A 3040-nucleotide genomic window follows, 5' to 3' on the forward strand; every position below is an offset into this window, starting at 1 on the left:
CCGGAGCAGCCACGCCACCCATGCCAGCAACCAGCGCCACCGAAGCAGCACCAATCACAAACTTCTTCTTCAAATTCATCTTCAAAAAAACCCTTCTTCTGGGTAATAAAGGGTTGGAAAAATCGAGGATAAATCTGGCCTGTTCCCCAGCTCTCGCACTTGCTCTTACACTTAAACTCTTTAAGTCTTATACTTAAAGAGTGCTGGACTCTGGAACTCTTATAAAAGTGCTTGATGAACTGCGGGAACGTGGTGGAGATTCTTACGATGTTGAAGTGAAAACGGGCGCTAATGGCATTCCTGGCCTGGGGCAGACCTTGTGCGCTTTTGCTAATATGCCTGATGGGGGCACGATTATCATTGGTGTTTCGGAAAACCTGGATTTCAAAGTGTTGGGGATTGCTCCTTCGCGTATCGCGAAGCTGGAACAAGGCATAGCTGCTCAGGCTCGCGACCATATCAAGCCGCCTCCGCAGCTCGATTTCCAGACTCTAAAAATCGGCAGCAAGACCATACTTGTCGCAACGGTGCGCGGGCTAGAACTCGCGTCCCGCCCTGCTTTCTATAAGGGTGTGGCATATTTGCGTCAGGCCGACGGCGAATACCCGATGAGTCCCCAGGAACTGCAGCATATCGAACTTCTGAAGACACAGGGTTTCGAACCGATGCATCCCGACCGGTTTAGTGTCCCCGGAACGTCCCTGACGGATTTGGATGCGTCCTTGGTCGCGGCCTACGATGAAGCGCTGTCACTGGCCTCTCGGCGTTTTCATGAGATGTCACGCAATGAGCGGCTGGTTTATTCTGGGGTTCTGACTCCTGGTGGCGAAGCCACGCTTGGTGGTCTTTATGCGCTGGGCAAGATGCCCCAAGCGGTCACGCCGAGCCTGGGGGTGACCGCCGCGGTTCAGGTGATTGACTCTGAGCGTGGACAAAACACGACCGCAGGCACGTCCTTGGGCGAACTCGCGCGAACGGTCTCGACACCGCGTGTCATGGATTTGTCGCATTTTACTGGCCCGGTCCCGGAGCTCCTGGAGCAATCTCTTGCTTGGGTGGAGCGCAATACCAGTAAAGCCCTGGTCTATGACCAGCACGGTCACGCCCGCGACCTGCCCACATTCCCACTTGCTGCGGCTCGTGAGATCATCGCTAACGCCCTGGTGCACCGTTCGCTGGCACCCATAACTGATTCCAAACGAGTCGAGATTCGCATCCGTGGGAGTGTACTATCGGTGACCAGCCCGGGCGGTTTATGGGGCGTGACCGCCGAGCGTCTGGGTAAACCAGGCGGTAAAAGCGCGGTCAACCCGATGCTTTACGAAATCTTGAAAAACGTCCGTACTCCTGACGGGGCGCGCGTAATCGAGGGTGAAGGCGGTGGCATCCGTGAAGCCATCCAAGTCCTTGAAGCGTGTGGCCTGCCCCATCCCCGGTTTATCGACCAGGGAATAGAACTCCACGTCCTCATGCGTCTCACCCCCGAGCCTCCACGACCAGCCCCGATACAACAAGCCTTGAGGTCTACGGAACCGATTCCGACCACCTCCGCCCTCACCCAAACAAGCACTAAGCACGGTCCCGCTATCCTTGCCTCGCTGTCAGATGGTCCGCAAACCCTGAACACCATACGTTCTGTTACGGGACTAAGCGAGGGGCAGGCCCGATACGCGCTCGGGAAACTCATCGCTACCGGGAACGTGGTGATGCTTGGTAGCCAAGGCGATCCAGATACAACGTACTGCCTTCAATAGACACCCGGGGATTCCTGGGCCGACGCCGAGTTGCGGGCAAACGAGGATTTTGGGCCGACATCCGCAAAGGCTGCAGCGAATCAGGGGAGGTTTTTTGATGGGATACCCGGCTATTCTCCACCTATAAATCCCAAACACCGAAGCATCCACACACCCCGGCCCTAAAACCCCGGGCGACCTGACACGACCGACCCCGTCACCGAGCTTATCGAGAGGCTGCTTATTCTAGAATCCGTGCGCACTAAGAGCCGAGCACATGCCGGGACACCATTTCCGACGACTTTTCGGGCTCACCCGATTGGTGCAGGACGGAGCCAGCGGATTTAGCCGGATTCAGAAATCCTGCAACGTATGCTTCACCGCCACCACCATGACAGTCCGCGCCGCGTCATCTACCCGATACAGAATCACGAAACGCCCCGCAAATATCTGCCGATACTGGCCCGCATACGCGCCAGTCCTCCGCAGCGCGCCCCGATTCGGCATTACTTCCAGGGACAAAATCCCTTCCTCAATTGCGTCCACAATCTCGATTGCCGTCTCAGGCACCAACAATACACCCGCTAAATACGCATAAATCGCGTCAATTTGTCGCTCGGCAAGCGGTGCGATGAACACCTCGTAACGCGCTGGCTCATCCAATTCAGGATCAGCCAAAATGCTTTCCCCGCAGCTCGCTCAACGCCTCACGAGCCGGGCGTGCCTTGCCGCCTGCGTCCAACTCGGCTTCCGCAGCCCGAATCGCCTCGTCAACCGCTTCCTCGTTCAGGCCGCGCGCAGTTTCCTGACTCTCAATAGCCCCTTCGGGTCGAGTCTCCAATACTGTCGCTTGTCCCATAACAACCTCCCTGATTGATCCAATTTTACCAGGGAATTGCGTTCAACAGGCCCCTGCATTGGGGTGGGGTTGTCGGGGTGATGGATATTTTTGTGTTGTTATCCCGGTTGTTGCTGTCGTTACGAGGAGTAGCTTCCAAGGGCCTGGTAGCGCTGGCATTTTCGACGGAACAGCCACCACCGGGCCAAAGAACACCTTATTCGAGTTCAACATACCGGAAGTAGCCGCATCAACAATAGAGTCAGCCAAAACCAGGTAAACAGTAGTGGGAGCGGGATTATAGGCAACGGTGCCGCCATCTGATCCTTCACAGCCTGAACAGGCAAACCGGGAGGTTTTTTGATGGGATACCGGGCTGGGGCGTGCCTAAAGGGGGAGAATAGCCGGGTAGCTGCCAATAATGGCAGCTACCCGGCTATTCTCCCCCTATAATCCCCAACACCGAAGC

General features: G+C 56.2%; 4 protein-coding genes. 2 read left to right on the forward strand and 2 right to left on the reverse strand.

Features of this window, described 5'->3' with window-relative positions; genetic code table 11:
• Nucleotides 1-197: hypothetical protein (locus tag AC5LBQ_RS09525; RefSeq protein ID WP_493265326.1), on the forward strand; the 197-nt coding region annotated here is incomplete at its 5' end.
• Between the two features lie 3 nt (nt 198-200).
• Nucleotides 201-1754, forward strand: a complete 1554-nt coding sequence (locus AC5LBQ_RS09530; RefSeq protein WP_295028345.1) for an RNA/DNA-binding domain-containing protein — start codon at nt 201-203, stop codon at nt 1752-1754.
• A 333-nt stretch (nt 1755-2087) separates the two neighbouring features.
• On the opposite strand, the gene AC5LBQ_RS09535 is transcribed toward AC5LBQ_RS09530, so the two are convergent.
• Both AC5LBQ_RS09535 and AC5LBQ_RS09540 read right to left on the reverse strand, forming a co-directional pair.
• The gene (locus AC5LBQ_RS09535; RefSeq protein WP_295028342.1) at nt 2088-2411 is read right to left on the reverse strand and encodes a type II toxin-antitoxin system RelE/ParE family toxin; all 324 of its coding nucleotides are present in this window, start codon (nt 2409-2411) and stop codon (nt 2088-2090) included.
• Nucleotides 2404-2592, reverse strand: a complete 189-nt coding sequence (locus AC5LBQ_RS09540) for a hypothetical protein (RefSeq protein ID WP_297345987.1) — start codon at nt 2590-2592, stop codon at nt 2404-2406. Before AC5LBQ_RS09540 ends, AC5LBQ_RS09535 begins: the two co-directional genes overlap by 8 nt.
• Nucleotides 2593-3040: the final 448 nt, after the last annotated feature.

Source organism: Mobiluncus sp., from assembly GCF_985070215.1.

Excerpts from the sequence above, each read along its gene's own strand:
- AC5LBQ_RS09540 (WP_297345987.1), bottom strand. The coding sequence starts at position 2,592 with ATGGGACAAGCGACAGTATTGGAGACTCGACCCGAAGGGGCTATTGAG.